The organism is Syntrophomonas zehnderi OL-4 (genome assembly GCF_000983115.1).
GTDB classification, from domain to species: domain Bacteria; phylum Bacillota; class Syntrophomonadia; order Syntrophomonadales; family Syntrophomonadaceae; genus Syntrophomonas_B; species Syntrophomonas_B zehnderi.
This window is the reverse complement of the sequence record NZ_CGIH01000019.1, coordinates 1-1,769: the sequence shown is the minus strand read 5'-3', so window position 1 is coordinate 1,769 and position 1,769 is coordinate 1. Positions and strand designations below refer to the sequence as shown.

Annotated in this window: 1 protein-coding gene and 1 pseudogene; both read left to right on the top strand. The window is 43.0% G+C overall.

Annotated features, from left to right (window positions below):
* Positions 1–283: 283 nt before the first annotated feature.
* A complete protein-coding gene (gene splB / locus AAV90_RS05465; protein ID WP_046496451.1) occupies positions 284–1,309 on the top strand; it encodes a spore photoproduct lyase in 1,026 nt (341 codons plus the stop codon).
* A 173-nt stretch (positions 1,310–1,482) separates the two neighbouring features.
* A pseudogene (locus AAV90_RS14660) lies at positions 1,483–1,769 on the top strand (IS5/IS1182 family transposase); the annotation flags it as partial.

The window sequence follows — 1,769 nt, the reverse complement described above, 5'->3', positions numbered from 1 at the left end:
GATCTATGGCGGAATCTATTTGTTTAAGTATGTGATTATCCGGAATCATTTGGTATAATGCGGTATAGAAGCTGTTTTGTCTAAAGACGTTTTTAACTAACATAAAAAGCATACCTCCTTTAGTTAATTTTGATTTTGCTAACCAAATTATACCACAGGAGGGTATGCTTTTTGTGCTTTAAATGGACTTTTTCAGTGGTCTCGGACCGTCCCGTTGACACCGTATTCAAATCAGCAGATGGGGGAATAATGATACTTAAATGATCGAAGGCGGGTATATAAGATGCCTTTTGTACCACAGCGGGTTTTTTTTGAATCCGGATCTCTGGATTACCCCATGGCCCAAAGAATATTACAGTGGTTTAAAGCCCATCCCGGGGTTAACATCAATATGCTCAAGCCCCGGCAAAGAATTCCCCATTCTCCCGGAGCTTCACCAAAAGATGCTTATCGAGCCAGTAAACAAACCCTGGTGGTAGGCATCCGCAAGACGCTCAACTTTCAAAGCTGCAAACCTTCTGCGCATTATCAGCTTCCCCTGGTAACAGGCTGCATGGGACAATGCGAGTATTGTTACCTGAATACCCAATTTGGGAAGAATCCTTACCTAAGAGTTTATGTTAATTTGGAAGAAATACTTAACCAGGCGTTCAGTTATATTGAGTCAAGGAAACCGGACCTAACCGTTTTTGAGGGGGCAGCCACCTCTGATCCCCTACCGGTTGAACCTTATACCCATTCCCTGGCAGATACCATTCAATTCTTGGCTAGGCAGGAACACAGCCGATTCAGATTTGTTACCAAGTATGACGACGTGGACTCCCTCTTAAATATTGATCACCAGGGGCATACCATGATTCGATTCAGTATCAATGCGGATCATATCATTCAAAACTACGAACATTTTACCCCGCCCCTGCAGAAACGTTTGCAGGCCGCTGCCAAAGTAGTCAAATCCGGTTATCCCCTGGGCTTTATCATCGGCCCGGTCATCTTGTTTGACGGCTGGGAATCACAATATCAGGCCATGTTCAACGAGCTGAAAGAGCATCTGAGCAGACATAGCAATGACAGTATTCGTTTTGAAATCATCTCCCACCGCTTCACTAGCCGTGCCAAAAATACGATTATGGACGTATATCCTGCCAGCAGTCTGCCTATGGATGAAAGCCAACGCAAGTACAAATACGGACAATTCGGTTATGGCAAATACGTGTATCCGCCCGAACAGATGACATCCATCCAAAATTACTTTTCCCAGGCTGTACCAGCCTTTTTCCCGGAAGCAAAAATAGATTACATTATTTAATGTCTTATGCTGTCAATGTCCTGCCGTAATAGAGGAACCTTTACAGCTATGGTGCTTTAAGGACAAAGTTCCTGGCAGCAGTATCACTTTATACAGCGACGATAATCAAAGTGTCAAGAGAACCGTCCCCTCGAAAGTGTTGATACTACCCATATTGAAGCCAACACCATTAAAACTTGATCAAGGAAATCCAAGCTTAAGCCTTTATACCTGTAAGTGCCAGCGCTTACAAGATTGATGAAGAGTTATACAGCTACAACAAGGACAGTGATCAATGGTTTTGTGTTATGGGAAATGAAACAGTAAAAGTAAAATCCAAAACCCGTGAGCGAAATGGTAAAACGGTGAAATTACTGAACTATAGCTTTGGGAGTGAGATCTGCCGCAACTGTCCTCGACGAATTGAATGTATAGGTAAAAGTAAGCGGATAGGTAAGCTATTAACAATCAGCGTAAATAC

Coding starts and splice junctions, on each gene's coding strand:
- splB (WP_046496451.1), top strand. CDS start 284: ATGCCTTTTGTACCACAGCGGGTTTTTTTTGAATCCGGATCTCTGGAT.